This is a genomic window from Vibrio sp. SCSIO 43097 (assembly GCF_023650755.1).
In the GTDB taxonomy this organism is placed as follows: domain Bacteria; phylum Pseudomonadota; class Gammaproteobacteria; order Enterobacterales; family Vibrionaceae; genus Vibrio; species Vibrio alginolyticus.
Genome location: NZ_CP071841.1, coordinates 71,349 through 87,458 on the forward strand (window position 1 = coordinate 71,349; position 16,110 = coordinate 87,458).

Annotated in this window: 20 protein-coding genes; 12 read left to right on the top strand and 8 right to left on the bottom strand. The window is 43.8% G+C overall.

Annotation, left to right across the window (positions count from 1 at the left end):
* Positions 1 to 154: 154 nt before the first annotated feature.
* From coxB to J4N40_RS16755, 4 genes are read left to right on the top strand one after another with little or no spacing between them, the layout of a single operon-like run.
* A complete protein-coding gene (coxB, locus tag J4N40_RS16740) occupies positions 155 to 1,318 on the top strand; it encodes a cytochrome c oxidase subunit II (RefSeq protein WP_250654594.1) in 1,164 nt (387 codons plus the stop codon).
* Positions 1,315 to 2,946, top strand: a complete 1,632-nt coding sequence (ctaD, locus tag J4N40_RS16745; RefSeq protein WP_005375510.1) for a cytochrome c oxidase subunit I — start codon at positions 1,315 to 1,317, stop codon at positions 2,944 to 2,946. The genes coxB and ctaD overlap by 4 nt, the downstream gene beginning before the upstream one ends.
* A gap of 20 nt (positions 2,947 to 2,966) precedes the next feature.
* Entirely contained in the window at positions 2,967 to 3,506 is a 540-nt protein-coding gene (locus J4N40_RS16750; RefSeq protein ID WP_158173150.1) for a cytochrome c oxidase assembly protein, read from the top strand.
* Between the two features lie 51 nt (positions 3,507 to 3,557).
* A complete protein-coding gene (locus J4N40_RS16755) occupies positions 3,558 to 4,442 on the top strand; it encodes a cytochrome c oxidase subunit 3 (protein ID WP_171344122.1) in 885 nt (294 codons plus the stop codon).
* 24 nt (positions 4,443 to 4,466) lie between these two features.
* Here J4N40_RS16755 and J4N40_RS16760 read toward each other — a convergent pair whose 3' ends face one another.
* Positions 4,467 to 4,703 (bottom strand): DUF2909 domain-containing protein, encoded by a 237-nt coding sequence (locus J4N40_RS16760; RefSeq protein ID WP_005375504.1) that lies wholly within the window; start codon positions 4,701 to 4,703, stop codon positions 4,467 to 4,469.
* Here J4N40_RS16760 and J4N40_RS16765 point away from each other — a divergent pair.
* From J4N40_RS16765 to cyoE, 4 genes are read left to right on the top strand one after another with little or no spacing between them, the layout of a single operon-like run.
* Entirely contained in the window at positions 4,702 to 5,493 is a 792-nt protein-coding gene (locus J4N40_RS16765) for an SURF1 family protein (RefSeq protein WP_199267669.1), read from the top strand. The genes J4N40_RS16760 and J4N40_RS16765 overlap by 2 nt on opposite strands.
* Positions 5,483 to 6,019, top strand: coding sequence for a redox-active disulfide-containing membrane protein (locus J4N40_RS16770; RefSeq protein WP_033906820.1), 537 nt, complete (start codon positions 5,483 to 5,485; stop codon positions 6,017 to 6,019). Before J4N40_RS16765 ends, J4N40_RS16770 begins: the two co-directional genes overlap by 11 nt.
* Before the next feature lie 11 nt (positions 6,020 to 6,030).
* Complete coding sequence (locus tag J4N40_RS16775) at positions 6,031 to 7,050, top strand: COX15/CtaA family protein (RefSeq protein ID WP_033906821.1); 1,020 nt, start codon at positions 6,031 to 6,033, stop codon at positions 7,048 to 7,050.
* Positions 7,043 to 7,942, top strand: a complete 900-nt coding sequence (cyoE, locus tag J4N40_RS16780; protein ID WP_005385222.1) for a heme o synthase — start codon at positions 7,043 to 7,045, stop codon at positions 7,940 to 7,942. The genes J4N40_RS16775 and cyoE overlap by 8 nt, the downstream gene beginning before the upstream one ends.
* A gap of 82 nt (positions 7,943 to 8,024) precedes the next feature.
* On the opposite strand, the gene bamJ is transcribed toward cyoE, so the two are convergent.
* Positions 8,025 to 8,498, bottom strand: coding sequence for a BamJ family beta-barrel-assembly machinery protein (gene bamJ / locus J4N40_RS16785; RefSeq protein WP_171345464.1), 474 nt, complete (start codon positions 8,496 to 8,498; stop codon positions 8,025 to 8,027).
* A 13-nt stretch (positions 8,499 to 8,511) separates the two neighbouring features.
* Positions 8,512 to 9,144, bottom strand: coding sequence for a thiol:disulfide interchange protein DsbA/DsbL (locus tag J4N40_RS16790; protein WP_005375635.1), 633 nt, complete (start codon positions 9,142 to 9,144; stop codon positions 8,512 to 8,514).
* Positions 9,145 to 9,426: 282 nt separating this feature from the next.
* Between J4N40_RS16790 and J4N40_RS16795 the strand changes: the two genes are divergently transcribed.
* Positions 9,427 to 10,053: an OmpA family protein gene (locus J4N40_RS16795; RefSeq protein WP_025768460.1), complete on the top strand. Its 627-nt coding sequence runs from the start codon at positions 9,427 to 9,429 to the stop codon at positions 10,051 to 10,053.
* Positions 10,054 to 10,244: 191 nt separating this feature from the next.
* Here the strand turns inward: J4N40_RS16795 and J4N40_RS16800 are convergent, their stop codons facing one another.
* The 4 genes from J4N40_RS16800 to J4N40_RS16815 all read right to left on the bottom strand — a co-directional run bounded on the left by J4N40_RS16800 (position 10,245) and on the right by J4N40_RS16815 (position 12,089).
* Positions 10,245 to 10,604: a glutaredoxin family protein gene (locus tag J4N40_RS16800; protein WP_005375631.1), complete on the bottom strand. Its 360-nt coding sequence runs from the start codon at positions 10,602 to 10,604 to the stop codon at positions 10,245 to 10,247.
* 111 nt (positions 10,605 to 10,715) lie between these two features.
* A complete protein-coding gene (locus J4N40_RS16805) occupies positions 10,716 to 11,258 on the bottom strand; it encodes a hypothetical protein (RefSeq protein WP_005375629.1) in 543 nt (180 codons plus the stop codon).
* Positions 11,245 to 11,790 carry a YaeQ family protein gene (locus tag J4N40_RS16810; RefSeq protein ID WP_005375627.1) on the bottom strand — a complete coding sequence of 182 codons (546 nt, stop codon included), beginning with the start codon at positions 11,788 to 11,790 and terminating at the stop codon, positions 11,245 to 11,247. Before J4N40_RS16810 ends, J4N40_RS16805 begins: the two co-directional genes overlap by 14 nt.
* Before the next feature lie 89 nt (positions 11,791 to 11,879).
* Positions 11,880 to 12,089, bottom strand: coding sequence for a cold-shock protein (locus tag J4N40_RS16815; RefSeq protein WP_005375625.1), 210 nt, complete (start codon positions 12,087 to 12,089; stop codon positions 11,880 to 11,882).
* 365 nt (positions 12,090 to 12,454) lie between these two features.
* Here J4N40_RS16815 and J4N40_RS16820 point away from each other — a divergent pair, with 365 nt between their 5' ends.
* From J4N40_RS16820 to J4N40_RS16830, 3 genes are all read left to right on the top strand, one after another.
* Positions 12,455 to 12,742, top strand: a complete 288-nt coding sequence (locus tag J4N40_RS16820; protein WP_171345463.1) for an alternative ribosome-rescue factor A — start codon at positions 12,455 to 12,457, stop codon at positions 12,740 to 12,742.
* A gap of 230 nt (positions 12,743 to 12,972) precedes the next feature.
* Positions 12,973 to 14,415, top strand: a complete 1,443-nt coding sequence (locus tag J4N40_RS16825) for a transporter substrate-binding domain-containing diguanylate cyclase (protein ID WP_171345462.1) — start codon at positions 12,973 to 12,975, stop codon at positions 14,413 to 14,415.
* Between the two features lie 333 nt (positions 14,416 to 14,748).
* A complete protein-coding gene (locus tag J4N40_RS16830) occupies positions 14,749 to 15,639 on the top strand; it encodes a sigma-70 family RNA polymerase sigma factor (RefSeq protein WP_025768458.1) in 891 nt (296 codons plus the stop codon).
* Between the two features lie 26 nt (positions 15,640 to 15,665).
* On the opposite strand, the gene J4N40_RS16835 is transcribed toward J4N40_RS16830, so the two are convergent.
* On the bottom strand, positions 15,666 to 16,040 hold the full coding sequence (locus J4N40_RS16835) for a hypothetical protein (protein ID WP_064369162.1): 375 nt from the start codon (positions 16,038 to 16,040) through the stop codon (positions 15,666 to 15,668).
* Positions 16,041 to 16,110 lie beyond the last annotated feature (70 nt).

The following is a 16,110-nucleotide window of genomic DNA, read 5'->3' on the forward strand; positions in this document are numbered from 1 at the left end:
AAGAACCTTGGAACTATAACTAGCCTTTTAACATAAATATAACAAACCGTGTCGAAATCGTAGTTTTTGTGATTTTTCGTAAAGTTGTTCGATATTTGCATCGGGACGCAAGGAAGCTCGCGTAGGCGTAGCGGCTGAGCAGAGGAGAGATCTTTTGAAAAGATTAACGACTACTCTAGCCTTATCACTGAATGTGATTTTAATCACATTTTCCTCTTTTGGTTGGTCAAAGGAAAATGACTACAACATGACAAAAGGGGTCACAGAGATAAGTGGGCAAGTGTATGAATTACATATGCTGATTTTCTATATCTGCTGTGTAATTGCTTTGATTGTTTTTGGTGTGATGTTCTATTCCATCTTCCGTCATCGCAAGTCAAAAGGAGCAGTTGCCGCACATTTCCATGAAAGTACAAAAGTGGAAATTATTTGGACGGTCATACCCATCATCATTCTTGTCGCTATGGCTATTCCCGCAACAAAAACTCTAGTAGCAATGGAAGATACAAGCCAATCGGATATCACGGTCAAGATCACAGGCTCGCAATGGAAATGGCATTACAGCTATTTTGGCGAAGATGTTGAGTTTTTTAGTTTGCTTGCCACCAGCCAAAAACAAATTGATGGAATCGAAGCTAAAGGCGCACATTACTTACTGGAAGTAGACAACCCTTTGGTGTTGCCTGTGAATCGCAAAGTGCGTTTTTTGATGACTTCTGATGATGTCATTCACTCTTGGTGGGTACCGGACTTTGCCGTCAAGAAAGACACCATTCCAGGTTTTATTAATGAAGCATGGACAAGAATTGATGAGCCAGGCGTATATCGCGGCCAATGTGCGGAGCTATGTGGTCGTGCACACGGATTTATGCCAGTGGTGGTGCATGCGATGGAAGAAGAAAAGTTCGATGAATGGCTAGCGAGTAAGAAGCAAGAACTCGCACTTCAAAAAGCGGCGGCACAAGAAGCGCTCTCTCAAGACTTATCTATGGGCGAATTGATGTCGCAAGGCGAATCGATATACACGGCGCGTTGCGCTGTGTGTCATCAGGCAAATGGTGATGGGATTCCGGGTGCATTTCCCGCGATTAAAGGCAGTCCTATTGCAACCGGAGATGTTACAGAGCACATAGATATTATTGTCAACGGTCGCCCTGGCACCGCAATGCAGGCTTTTTCTAATCAGTTAAGTGACAAAGAAATTGGCGCGGTTATCACATATCAACGAAATGCATGGGGCAACGATACTGGCGATACAGTGCAAGCATCCGATGTGAATGCCTTTAAGGCACAAGGCAGTGCTAAGGAGGAAATATGAGTAAGCCAATAGATAAGGCAGTGAAGTCTGCGCCAGCAGAAGCCAGTGCGAACAGTACCATTGCGATTGATGATGGTCACGAGCATCATGCACCCCAGGGCATCACTCGTTGGTTGTATTCTACAAGCCATAAAGACATAGGCACCCTCTACCTTTGGTTTAGCTTTGCGATGTTTCTAACAGGTGGTGCGATGGCTATGATCATTCGTGCCGAACTGTTCCAGCCAGGGCTACAGCTAGTCGATCCGCAGTTTTTTAATCAAATGACCACGGTACACGGTTTAGTGATGGTATTTGGTGCGGTGATGCCAGCATTTACGGGGCTTGCTAACTGGATGATCCCGATGATGATCGGCGCTCCAGATATGGCGCTGCCGCGCATGAACAACTTGAGCTTTTGGATCTTACCTTTTGCATTTCTTATTTTGTTGAGCTCGTTGTTTTTACCTGGCGGCGGTCCTGATTTTGGTTGGACGTTTTATGCTCCGCTGTCCACGACTTATGGCCCGGATAGCACTGCGCTGTTTGTATTCTCTGTTCATATCATGGGTATCAGCTCCATTATGGGCGCGATCAACGTTATCGTGACGATCGTAAATATGCGAGCTCCGGGAATGACTTGGTTCAAGTTACCAATGTTTGTTTGGACTTGGTTAATTACCGCTTTCTTGTTGATCGCGGTTATGCCGGTATTAGCGGGTGCGGTGACCATGGTTCTTACTGACAAATATTTCGGGACTAGCTTTTTTGACGCAGCTGGTGGTGGTGACCCGGTAATGTTCCAACACATCTTTTGGTTCTTTGGTCACCCAGAAGTGTACATCATGATTTTACCGTCGTTTGGAATCATCTCCGCCATTCTGCCTGCTTTCAGTGGTAAGAAGCTGTTTGGTTATCATTCGATGGTTTACGCGACGTGCAGCATTGCATTGTTATCTTTCCTTGTGTGGGCGCACCACATGTTTACCACGGGGATGCCAGTTTTTGCTGAGCTCTTCTTTATGTATTGCACTATGCTGATTGCGGTACCAACGGGGGTGAAAGTCTTTAACTGGGTTGCCACCATGTGGCGTGGAGCTCTGACATTTGAAACGCCAATGTTGTTTGCCATTGCCTTTATTGTGCTTTTTACCATTGGTGGCTTCTCGGGACTAATGTTGGCGATTGTGCCGGCGGACTTCCAATATCATGACACTTACTTCGTAGTTGCCCATTTCCATTATGTGTTGGTATCTGGTGCGGTATTCTCGATCATGGCAGCGGCATACTACTGGCTACCTAAGTGGACGGGCAATATGTACGACCACAAGCTGAGTTTATGGCATTTCTGGTGCTCAATTATTTCCGTCAATGTCCTGTTTTTCCCAATGCACTTCCTAGGCTTAGCGGGCATGCCAAGACGCATACCGGATTACGCCATTCAGTTTGCTGATGTTAATCAAATAGTATCAATTGGTGGGTTTGCATTCGGGTTGTCACAACTGATCTTCTTATGGTTGGTGATCAAGTGTATTCGTGGCGGGGAAAAGGCTTCTGCAAAACCGTGGGAACGTGCGGAAGGCTTAGAGTGGACAGTGCCAAGCCCTGCGCCGCATCATACGTTTACTACACCGCCTAAGATTGACTAGCAAAGAGTGGGGTGAGTGACATGAAACCGAATCCATCAAACAAGAAGCTCACAGTGAAGTTGCTTTTGGCGACCCTGTTAATGTTTGGCTTCGGCTATGCACTGGTCCCACTTTATGACGTGATGTGCGACGCATTGGGAATCAATGGAAAGACAAGTGAAGTGGCCGCCATTCAACCGACAGGTATGCAGCCGGACATGAGCCGAACTATTCGCGTGGAGTTTATGGCGCATGTAAGCCCAGATATGCCTTGGGAGTTTAGACCCAAAGTGATTTCGATGGATGTTCACCCAGGTGAAGTTGTGCGAACTGAATACCTTGCATTTAATGAAAGTGGGCAGAAGTTGGTGGGGCAAGCCGTTCCTTCTGTTTCTCCCGGGACTGGAGCTGCTTACTTCAATAAGATTGAGTGTTTTTGCTTTAACCAGCAGCCTCTGGATGGTAAACAGCAAGCTCAAATGCCGTTGATTTTTTATATCGAACCGGACTTGCCGGAGTCTATACACACGTTAACGCTGTCTTACACACTCTATAAACTTCCCCCTCCTACAGGCTCTTAGCCACTCAGGGAGAGAGATACAGACCAAGGTTGGTCAGTAAGGAGAGAAATTATGAGTAACAAGCCAGGAACATATTATGTTCCCGCTCAAAGTAGCTGGCCGATCATCGGTGCATTTGCTCTGTTTTTGGTTGCTGTTGGCGCAGGCATGACCGTCCAGGGGACACAAAGTGACGGTGCAGTGGGAACCATTGGTGGCATTGTGCTAGCGGTGGGCTTCTTGTTCTTGCTTTACATGTTGGCTGGTTGGTTTAGTAATGTGATTACTGAATCACTGAGTGGAAAATACAGCTCGCAAATTACTCGTTCTTTTCGCCAAGGAATGAGCTGGTTTATCTTTTCTGAAGTGATGTTTTTTGGTGCCTTTTTTGGTGCCTTGTTTTACGCCAGAATGATTTCTGTGCCTTGGTTAGGTGGGGCAGATAATAACTTCATGACCAACGAAGTCCTGTGGCCAACCTTCGAAGCGATGTGGCCACTCACACTGACACCGGGGGGAGAAACAACACAAGCTATGCCGTGGCAGGGCATACCCCTTACCAATACTATCTTGCTGCTATTGTCGTCTATTACGCTACATATGGCGCATATAAGCCTTGAACAAGACAAAAGAACGGCACTGATTGTTTGGTTAGAGATAACCATCGTACTTGCTGGCTTTTTCCTATATTACCAAGCGGTTGAGTATATTCATGCTTATCAAGACATAGGGCTCACGTTGCAGTCCGGTATTTACGGTAACACGTTCTTCATGTTGACGGGATTCCACGGTTTACACGTTTGTCTTGGGACTATCTTCTTAATCGTGCTGCTGTTCAGAATCGCTAAAGATCACTTTTCGCCAAAGAACCATTTTGCCTTTCAAGCCGGCAGCTGGTATTGGCATTTCGTGGATGTGGTTTGGTTATGTCTGTTTGTGTTTGTTTACGTACTTTAGGCGCAGTGTGAACTCTTGGTTCGACTAATAAGGGCGAGGGTTTGGTGCTAGCCAACCCGAGCTGAGCGCAATAAGCAAAAGGACGACCACCAAAGCGGAGAACATGACTCGACGGCCTAAGTAATGACTCATGGGTTTGTCTCTTTTTTCAGGATTATCTGGGTCTTCACGAACCATTTCGATAAGCGCTTTTGCGAGGTTGAAGATAATGAAAAGCAGCAAAAGGACAAGCGTCAGTTTGAATAGAAATACGGTGGACATGGCACCTCCGGTTTCATCATTGTTGTTATCAAGACAATTATGGCTATCGAAACGGTTTTGGGTTGCAGTTGGTTTAACTGTGGTTGTGTTTTCTCTTTTGGTCAAACTGGGTTTTTGGCAGTTTGAGAGAGGGCAAGAAAAACAAGCATTGGAACAAGCCATTCTCGCGCGTGCGGATAGTGCGTACCAAGCACTAAGCGTCGTTCTTGAAGACAACGACTGGCGAGAGGAAAGTATCCTCGGGAAAAAAGTGGAAGTTAATGTTGTTCCTCAGGCGTTTCCCGTAATTTTGTTAGACAACCAAACGCATCAAGGCAGTGTGGGATATTTAGCATTTCAGATTGTATTGACGAGCGATGAGCCTAGTACCTATGCGTTATTGGAGCTTGGTTTTGTCGAGGGAAGAGCAGATCGCTCAATGTTACCAACGGTCACCAAACTCGATAATTCGATTTTCATCACAGGACGCCTGTACCGAAAATCTACTAATCCACTGAGCTCAGAGTTAATGCCGGAAGTTGGCGATGTTATTCGCGTGCAAAACCTAAACATCGCGCAATTGAATCAGCTACTGAATATTGAACTTATGCCCGCAGTCTTGCAGCCAGACAATTTAACTCGTTGGCCCTATGACTTTCCTTGGAATCCATTGCCACTCAATAGTGCCAAACATTTCGGCTATTCGATTCAATGGTTTTCGATGGCAGGTGTTTTCTTATTACTGACTTTAATTGTTTTTGTTCGTTGGCAAAAAAAGTTGCGTCACATGGAGGTGAAGCATGACATCTAAAGTAACCAAAGGACGACTAATGTTGATTGCGCTGGTTTGTACGTTCGCGCTTCCCGCTGTCATTGCAAAAGTCATTCTCACACAAGGGTGGTATCAAAGCGGAGTGACCAATAGAGGCGAGTTAGTCGAACCATACACGACGTTAGAGCAGCTTGGTCAAGAGTCACCTCTCAAAGACCATGGTTGGCAACTCGCTTATGTATTGCCTAACGAATGCACTGAACAGTGTAAACAGCAGCTTTACCTGCTTCAGCAAAGCCATGTTGCTTTAGGTAAGTATCAAGAGCGAGTAGTGCCAGTCGTTTGGCAGACTGAGCATTCAGATCCCATGGAAGTATCGATGTTAGCGATGCAAATGAATGAATTGGTTACCGCTAAAGTGAAACCTGGGCAAATGTTGATCGTTGATCCTCTTGGGCAACTGGTGATGTCTTACTCGCCGAAACCAAATGAGGACTTAGTCCTAATGAATAAAGGTATGTTGGCGGACTTACGCAAGCTCTTAAAACTGTCACGAGTCGGTTAGAGGAAGTGCATATGAAATTAATTCAGTTGGTTAGATTCAGTTTGCTCCTAACTCTCGTGGTGATCATGCTAGGGGCATATACTCGCCTTTCAGATGCAGGGTTAGGTTGCCCGGACTGGCCTGGTTGTTATGGGCACTTTTCTGTGCCGCATCAAGAAGAAGACGTCATACGTGCTAACCTGAACTTCCCCGAGCGGGCAGTAGAGCATGAGAAAGCATGGCTTGAGATGATTCATCGCTATTTTGCAGGAACGTTAGGTTTAGTCATTTTTGCGATGGCAGCGATATCAATAAGGTCTGAGCGTGTAAATTCAACCATTCCGATGTTGCTCAGCGTATTGGTGATTGGGCAGGCACTTTTGGGAATGTGGACAGTTACTCTTAAATTAATGCCCGTCATCGTGATGCTTCACTTGCTCGGTGGTTTTGTTTTATTGGCGTTACAGGCGATTTTTTACTGCCAATTAAAAGCGCAAAACAATCTCTATTTCTCTCCATCTTCTAGCTCTCTGAGAGGCTTTTCATTGTTGGTTTTCCTGGTTGTTTTGGTGCAAGTGCTCCTTGGAGGATGGACTTCGTCAAATTATGCTGCGCTGATGTGTACCACACTGCCGATTTGTGAGGGAGACTGGATGAGCCATCTCTCATGGAAAGAAGCGTTTTCTTTCTGGCAAACTGGATTCGAGAATTATGAATTTGGTGTCTTGGAGTATCCGGCAAGAATGACTATACACGTCACTCATCGTATAGGTGCTATTGTTACCGCCACCGTGGTATTGGCTTATAGTATTGGGCTTATGAGGCAAGATTCTCATCATTCACAGAGAATCGGAGGGTGGTTGTTATTCACTCTGGTGTGCCAAATTATGCTGGGTGTAAGCAACGTAGTATTTCAACTTCCTATCTATGTCGCGGTGGCGCACAACCTTGGTGCCGCTGTTATGTTGAGTCTCGTTTGTGTTAGCCAGTTTTACTTGTGGCAGGGTAAAACGGCTTGGAATTACACCGCGAAAGGAGTTCGCTATGAGTAAAGAAATCGCGCTGTCGTTAAATGGGCGAAAGCGACTAAGTTCAGTTTATTTGAAGTTAACGAAACCTAAAGTGGTGGCGTTAATGTTGGTGACGGCAGTAGTAGGGATGAGCTTAGCCCCGGTTGATGATTTCCCCTGGTTGCAGGCGGTAGTTGGCCTAACGGGGATTGGTCTGATGGCAGGGTCTGCGGCAGCGTTTAATCATCTAATTGACCGCCGAATTGATGCTAGAATGGCACGTACACACAAACGACCATTGCCATCGGGTGAGACTAAACCATCATCGGTGATAGCCTTCGCTACAGTTTTAGGTGTCTTAGGGTTTGTACTTCTCTATGCGATGGTCAACCCGCTGACGGCATGGTTGACTTTGATGAGTTTGCTCGGCTATGCGATGGTATACACAATGTACCTCAAACGTGCTACGCCCCAAAATATCGTCATTGCAGGGATTGCCGGTGCGATGCCGCCTCTTCTCGGTTGGACTGCTGTAACAGGGCAATTACATGCGAATGCTTGGCTGCTCGTGATGATCATTTTTATCTGGACGCCACCACATTTTTGGGCTCTGGCTATTCATCGTGTCGAGGATTACCGCAAGGTAGATATTCCCATGCTGCCAGTGACACACGGCATTGAGTACACCAAAACTTCTATTCTGTTGTATACGGTGCTATTGACTTTGGTTTGTGTCCTACCGGTTTTGGTTGGTATGGTCGGCGTGGTGTATCTTTTTGCCTCGCTACTACTCAATGCTGGCTTTATGTACCATGCATGGAAGCTAAAATATGCACCAGAGCCAAATACCGCGATGGAGACGTTTAAATTCTCTATATATCATCTTTTGGCGTTGTTCATTGCATTGCTTTCGGATCACTATATTGGTTTTTAACCTCTCTTAAAACAGAAAACGCCGCGTGGTTCGCGGCGTTTTTGGTTTTGATACTTTGGCTTTAAGATAAAGCTTTCTAGATTTATTGAATTTCTAGCAGTTCAACATCAAAGATCAAAACACTTGCTGGTGGAATTGGGCCAGAGCCACTCTTACCATAGCCAAGCGTGCTTGGTACGAAAAGGCGGATTTTCTCACCTTCTACCATGTATTGTAGACCTTCTTGCCAGCCTTTAATGACTTGGTTAAGACCAAATGAAATCGGCTCACCACGATTAACAGAGCTATCGAATACCGTGCCATCAATCAAGGTGCCGTGGTAGTGTACTTTTACTTTACTTGTTGCCGTTGGGTGAACCTCACCTTCGCCTTTTTCAAGAACCATGTATTGAAGGCCACTTTCTGTTGTGATGACGCCTTCTTTTTTCGCATTTTCTAGTAAGAATGCTTGGCCTTTGGCAAAGTTTTCATCTGCTACTTTATGGTTTGTCCAAGTACGGTAAATGAAAAAGCCCGCCAAAATAAAAATAATAAAAGGAAACAAAAATTTAGACACGTAATCTCCTTGTCTATTTAGGTTGTTTTAGCAAAAAGTTGATGGTTTCTGCCATGGCTTCAACGCTATCATGACCACCAGTAATCACTTGATATTTTCCGTTTACGATAAAGGCTGGAACGGAGTTAATTTGGCCGCGAGTCGTGATCGCTTCTGCCTTAGTGATGTACTCAAACAGCGTTTTTTGTTGTGCTTCATCTAAATGGTAAGGGCTGATAAGGTTGCGAGACTCAAAGGCTTTCTCAACAGCGATTTGGCGTTCCTCAGCCGTTGCATCGGCACCCATTTGCACAGCAGTAAAAAGATCTGCCATAAACGCTTTATCTGGTGTTGATTCAAGCTGCATTACGGCAGTATAGAAGATGATGGCGCTCACTTGTGCACTTTCATTGAACGTTACATGCATTTTTTCAACGCTTTGATCGGTCAATGATTCAATTTGAGGGACAAACTCTTCCATTGAGCGGCAGTGGCCACAAGTTAAAGAGAATGCTTCAGTCAGGGGAGCTAAATCATATTCTTCAAGGGATACTGGCAAAACTTCGTATTGTTTGCCTTGCTGAGGCTGACTCTTGCCGCTATCGCATGCCGACAAAGCCATTACGGCAACAACAACAGCAAAGCCTTTCGATATGGTTTTTAACATAGTAGTGCTCTAAATGAGAAATTTGCGTTAGTTTATCGGTTAACGATAGTGACTAAAACCATTAAATAACAATAAAGTGAGACCATTGGTAACAGACTTTGCCTGACGTATGGGCTGTAAGGGTAGGGTATTTTAGTGTTGCTTTTTATTTGAGAGATGATTTTGCATTGACTCCAGTGGCATGAACGCTGCATAGACAAACCAATCGGTGGACAAAAGCGCTAAAGATTCGGCGTGTTTTGTCGACACAATGAACAAGAGTTTTTCTACGTTGGTAATGGTATGAAGCATTGGTTTTTAATTGTTTGTGGCATTCTGGCCGGGTGCAGCAGCCTCGATCAAGATATGGTCCCTGGTGGGAACATTTTAGATACAGCTCCTAAATCAAACACTGAGCTGAGACACCCAGAGTGGGGATACCCGAGCGCATCCAATGTGGCTTCTTCCCCTCGTTCATATCAAACGGCGAGGGCGTCAGTAAAAAAGTCGCAAAACGTGACCTCTCTGGAAATGTTCCTGAGCAGGCATAACATTCCTCACGAGACGCTCAGTGGTGGTCACCTGATGATACGTTTGAAAGAGCAAGTGCATTTTCAAACGGGTTCTGCACGGTTATCTGCTCAATCTCAAGACTGGATTCGAAACATTGGTCACTATCTGGCTGGAAGAACTGATGTTGATGTCGTGATTGATGGTCATGCGGATAGCACGGGAGCTGAAAGCTTCAATGACACGCTATCTGAAAAGCGAGCTCGTGAAGTAGAAAAACAACTATTGGCGACGAGTATTCCACGTCAACGAGTGTTTTCTAGAGGCTTCGGAGAGTATGTACCGAAGTGCAGCAATGCGACAGCGAGTGGTAAAGCTTGCAATCGGCGCGTAGAGCTAACATTGATCGTGGATGAATAACGCAGACGTTAGGCGGTAATCTTCGTTGTGTTGTTCTCGCATACCCGTTATTTGCTTAGTGGAGTTTAAGTTCGGAGTTGAGCAAGAAGACTGAATAAGGAAAGCTCGCACGGCAACATTTAGCTAGAAAAAATAGAAAAGAGGCACCGTTAGGTGCCTCTTTTACATCCGCCAATGTTCATAGGGGGAACTTAGGCAAATTCTTTTTCAACGTAAGCGACGATGTCAGATGACTCGTATAACCACTGTGTCTCGCCATCTTTTTCGATACGAAGACAAGGGACTTTAACTCGCCCACCACCTTGCTCTAGTTCAGCTCGATGAGTCGGGTTATTTTTTGCATCACGTAGCTCAATGTTCACCGATTGACGCTTCATTGCACGGCGGACCTTTACGCAAAAAGGGCAGGCTTCAAATTGGTAAAGTGCGTATTGTTTCGCTTTTTCATCAATACGTTGCTGTTCTTCTGCGGTGCGCTTAATACCACGAGGTGAGAACACCGCGTTCAGCAATAAGATAACCTTGCCTAAAATCCAACGGATAAACTTCATAATGATCCCTTGATGTTCATTGGGTAATTGTCCTTTAAGAATGCAATCATGATGCTTGTTGCACTGAACGTGAAGTCTATCAGTTGTTTGAAATGGATAAAACCATGTATTTTATGCGGAAAATAGACGTTTAAACCAACCCCAAAAGCCACTTGCTGAAGCCGGACGGGCTTCTTTACCTTGATAAAAACTTTGCATGAGTTCGGTTCTGAATGCATCAACGTCCATGCGTTTTATGACAAGCTCATGCTGCAATGTATTTTGAGTCTGCTCGGCATGATCGTGCGCCAAGCTGAAATCCATATTTAAATAGCCTTGCGTGTATAACCAAAGGTGGGTGACTAAGATTAGGTCTTCAGCAGATTGGTTAGTAAACTTATCCGCGTGCTCATTACCCAAGGAGTCAGTCAGAACTTGCTGCATACGCTGGGTAGAGTGAGCATGTTGCTCGTAGTTAGCACTTGCTTCAATATGTGATTTGGTCAAAAGGCCAAGCAGGTGAAGAGTAGGTGCTGTTGTGGGTTTGTTCTCACAAACTTTTGTAAATAGTTGTGACTGTTCTTTTAACCAACGTCGCTTTGCTGCTTTATGTTCTTTAACAAAGGGGATTTCTTCAAATCCCATCTCTTGACTCAGTTCACTAAGAGACGTCATGGTTTTTTAGTTCCTTCACCGTTACTTCGATATGTTGATCATTGATATCAACAAAAATTGAGCTGCCAGTAATCATAACAGAAAGGCTAGTACCTCGGTCAAGGTGCTGACAAATCAAGTCGATAGCGTCATAGTCAAAGCTCTCTACGTTGACGGGAAGCATTGAGAACTTTCCTGACATTTTGTCCCACCAGACAGCCGCTTTGGTGTTATAAGTGTAAACTTTTACATGCTTTGCGAGGCGAGAAGCTTTCTTAATTCTGTCTGGTTCTGGTTCGCCAATTTCAATCCAGTGAGTAATGCTTTGATCATCGCCAACATGCCATAAATCAGGCTCTTCAATCGTAGAGAGTCCTTTTGTAAACTCCAGATTGCTTTGAGCATTTAAACAGTAAGCTAGAATGCGAGCCAACATTCGTTGCGGCTTTTCAGAAGGGTGGAGGGCGATAGTTAGATTTTTAGAATCGTAATAGTCATTATTCATATCGGAAATGGCGATACGAAATTTGTAAATGGTTGGTTTAAGAGCCATAGATTTATATCGTTTTGTTGGCAAAATAAGTTTTAGGCAAAAAAATAGCCAGCTTTAAAAGCTGGCTATCGTATCAAATTCTTTAAGAATTAAAGTACTTTGATTTGCTCTGCTTGAGGGCCTTTTTGACCTTGAGAGATAACAAATTCTACTTTCTGGCCTTCAACTAGAGTACGGAAGCCGTCACCAGTGATTGCAGAGAAGTGAGCAAATACGTCAGGACCGTTTTCTTGTTGAATGAAACCGAAGCCTTTAGTTTCGTTGAACCACTTAACTGTGCCAGTAGCTGTGTTAGACATGTCTATTTCCTAAATATCTAAATAATGTAATCTTTCGCCTCAACGGCGCTTATAGCGTGGAAAAATAAATTGCTATTGCGTACCACAGGACGACGGGTTACAAGTAATCCAACGAAATGTGAAAACAAAGAACTTTCTTTCTAGCCGTGTTTGAGTCTAGGTTAATTCCACGAAGAGTCAACATATATTAGTGCTTTATGGACAAATATTTGTATTTAGTCACTATTTAACCAGCATGTTTTTGATTAAATTTCAAATAAATGACGGTGATGTGAAGTTTTTTAGCATAAAATTCAACTAAATCTATAAATTTGACTTATTTATATAATTATTGTCCAATCTGGTTCGACCATTAAGGAGGATTTATGGCAAAGCGTAAAATCAGTCCTCAACCGAGTGGCTCACAACATGAGACCGACTTCGGCAGAGGTGAAATCAAAGACAACGCGCTAAAAGCGGTTGTTACCAGTCAGCTGTTCCAAACACGAGTCGTTAAAGCGAAAAAAGGTAAAGGTAGCTTCAGCCGTAAAATGAAGCATAGAGGCAAAGAGCCCTATTCAAAGTTCTCCCCAAGGTGGATTTTGAATAGGGCTTTTTTATTGGTACTAGGTGTTTGCAAAACTGATGATAGTCAATTTTTTAGTACCAGATAAGTTTTCCTAATTTATCATGTACTGCTTCAACTGCTTCAACTGCTTCAACTGCTTCAACTGCTTCAACTGCTTCAGCGAACCAGGCGTTGAAAGTACCAATTAAGTACTAAAACTTACTAAGTTAGATTCATATCAATAAGCGTCACTTCCTGTCTTATGCAACTCTACTATATCTTTAGTCTAATCAAACAGCCGAGATTATGGTTTAAAAAGACTGGTGAGAAGTAGGTATGTCATCGACGAGTTATGGTACTTATGGTTGCAAATGTAAAAAAGCGTGTGCTTCTTTATTACTAGTGTGGCTGTCCATTTGTCCGATGGCGCATGCGCACAAATCAGAGTCTCATTCTTTAATTGTTGCTAACTCCAAAGCGTGGAAGCCGTTCTCTTACCTTAGCCCAGATGGTGAACCTAAAGGTATTTTAATCGACTTTTGGAAAGAGTACGCGGCGAACAACCAAATCGACGTTCAGTTTCTCCTTTTGGATTGGGATGCTTCTTTACAAGCCGTAAAAGAGGGTAAGGCTGACTTTCACGGAGGACTTGTCTACTCGCCCGAAAGAGCGAAGTATATGGACTTTGGCGCAGTCATAATGCCTATCCAAACCAAACTGTACGTAAATAAAGATGTACTTTCGGTTGATATCAGGAGTGTTTTAACTGGCGAAATGACGCTGCCAATTGGCGTTGTTAAAGGAAGTTACGAGTCTGAGTTTGTTCAGACGAATTATCCAAATGCACCTATTGCAGAGTACATTAACAATGATTCGATGATACAAGCAGCCGTCGATAAAAAGGTGCTGTACTTTGTTGCAGACCTGCAAGTTGCTAACTTTTATATGGCAACCACGCCGGGAGCGGGTATGTTTGTCCCGACAATTAGCTTGTATAGTAAAGATCTTCGGATTGCTAAAGGAATGCATAGTGCAACTTCCATTTTAGAGGTATCAAGAGCGTTTGAAAAAGTCATTGATACGGATCGTGAGCGGATCCTTACCCGTTGGAGTGTGGTGAAAACGGTTTATCCACTTTATCTTTTCCCTATTGCTATTTTCATTATGGCGATTGCAACGCTTTATCATATTTTTGCCCTCAAACGTATGGTTGCTCTTCGGACAAGGCAATTAACGATTGCCAATCAGCAATTGCTGGAGATGACGTTGACGGATTCTCTCACAAAGCTATACAACCGTAGACACCTGATTGAGCAATTGGCGCTACTGAATCATTTGAAGCGAAACTTAACGGTGATGGTGTTTGATATTGATGATTTTAAATCAATCAATGATCGATATGGCCACCTTGCTGGAGACCGAGCAATAGTTGCCATCGCAGAAGCCGCTAAGTCGATGACTGATGACCGAATGACATTGGCGAGAATTGGAGGAGAAGAGTTCGCACTCGTTACGTCTTCTCTGTCAGAGCGAGAAGCGCTCAATTTTGCCAATATGCTTTGTAAAGCCGTTTACGATCAGCCTGTTATACTGGGCGGACAAGCAATTCATTTGAGTATCAGTTTGGGCTGTGCTTACTATCCTGAGTTTACCCACATCGTGAGCTTGCAAGATGCTGACGAGTTGATGTATCAAGGTAAGTCTGAAGGAAAGAATCGTGCAGTTTTCCAAGTTATAACAGACTGTCAGCTTCAACCTGCGCTTCGTCAAGTGAATTAGATCTCGCTAATTCAACTGATGCTTCAAACCATCCTCAAGCCTCAAAGTTTTAGTCAGAGTAACGTGGTAAGCGTTGACGATCACGTTGCGTTGTTTTCTTTGAGGCCAATTTGCGTACAAATACTTGCACTTTCATATATATAACCCCCCACCTGCTCACGTTTTTATCATAGAAGCAGTAATTGTTTCAAAGTGATAAGCGATTTCTTGGTAAAGATCAGAACCCCTGTCTACACTCAGTGTAAAGTAATGCATATAAAGCATGATGCATACAGTGTTGTACAAAAACAATTAAAGAAGATAAGAAATAAGTTGGCTTGAGAAGGACGGGGAATGAACAACGAATGCTTTGCTAGGTTCCGAGCTGTCACGGATGAACTGTCAATGAAAGAATCGTTGTCAGTTGGGAAAGACCCTTATGCTCACTATCTCAAAGATATTGTGGGCATTGATTTGTTGTCTCGTGAAGAGGAGTTGCATTACGCCAAACTTAATCGAGCTGGTGATGAAGAAGCGCGCGAAATGTTGATTGAGTCTAATCTTCGACTTGTTGTGAAAATCGCAAAAGGCTACCTCAAACGGCCAGGCAATAACTTTACTCTGCTCGATTTAATAGAAGAAGGTAATATTGGTTTGATAAAAGCGGTCGATAAGTTCGATCCTGAGCCAGGCTACCGTTTTTCTACTTATGCGGTATGGTGGATTCGCGAGAATATAGAAGCGGCATTAATGAACAATGGCCGAACGGTACGTTTACCTGCTCATGTGTGCAAAGAGATAAATAGTCTGGCTTTAAAAAAGCTCGATGCGTCAAAAAGTGAGAGCAAGGAGTTGTCTATTTCTGAACTCTCACGCTGCTCAGGGGTGAAAGCAGAGCGTATAGATGAACTTGTTGCGCTTAGTGGCTTTATTGATGTATCGACCACTGCGGACCTACATCGCGTTCCATTTGTTCTTGAACTGTGTGAAAGTGAGTATACGCCAGATCCACAACAAGACTGTGAAAACCAGTGCTTTACTCAAGCTATTGAAAATATTATTAAAACTTTGCCAATTAAGTTGCAGAAAGTCTTGATCCATCGATTCGGATTATTTGACCAGAGAGTGAAAACCTTGTCGGAAATAGGCCTGTTATTAAACGTGTCTAACGAGCGTGTTCGTCAGATGCAGATAGAGGCGGTTGAACGCGTGCAGAAACGTCTCCGATTCGATGGTTGGGTTTAAGATTTTTAGCCCCTTATCCTAGCCGATTAATTTACTGGCTTGCTACTCTGTTCTTCCGTAAGTAACAGCAGCTCAAGCTGTGCTTTAGCTGCTGCCTCCAATCTCCATACACTCAATAATCGGTTAAGTGCTGCGCGATAAGTACGACTTTTGAGTAAAAAAGCGAGCGTACTTGTGTAGTTGTTTACGACTCGCGCTTGTGTCTCGACCAATGCGGTTTTGTTTTCGATGTCGATGTGTTGAAGGTTAAAGTCAGGAAGAAACGCACACTCATACCATACCTCTACAATTTCACGAATTTCGAGTTCTTCTTCAGGCACGTCGAAGTCTTGTAAATGGTAGTTTTCTGGTATTGTTGATAAATAAACCACATCCAATTTGTCTGCAACAAATGTATACATCGGATTCCTTAGTGTACGCGCTTACAGAGTAAATAGTCTCATCGTTTACATTTTTGTCAATGACCGTGCT